Here is a 249-nt window from a genome sequence, read left to right as displayed (position 1 = left end):
AGCTGTTGATGGAGCAATATGGGGGAGCGGATGGAGAGCTGGCAGCGGCGCTGCGCTACTTGAACCAACGGTATACGATACCAGATAAAGTAATTGGGTTGTTGACGGATATTGGGACCGAGGAATTCGCGCCATCATGTTATCAGTGATGACGCGGCAATATAGGATGCAATTCTAATTCGAAATCATCAGGCTTATTGTGCCATCTGCCGCCACGTTCTTTTAAATAAACAATCTTACTTAGAACAG

The 249-nt window shown here is 46.2% G+C and carries 1 pseudogene; it reads left to right on the top strand.

The features are described from left to right. Window positions 1–2: 2 nt before the first annotated feature. Window positions 3–131 (top strand): annotated as a pseudogene (locus M3661_RS30135) (manganese catalase family protein); the annotation flags it as partial. Window positions 132–249: the final 118 nt, after the last annotated feature.

It is taken from the genome of Paenibacillus sp. MER 180 (genome assembly GCF_023713665.1).
GTDB lineage: Bacteria > Bacillota > Bacilli > Paenibacillales > Paenibacillaceae > Paenibacillus_B > Paenibacillus_B suaedae.
This window is presented reverse-complemented; position numbering and strand designations above follow the sequence as displayed.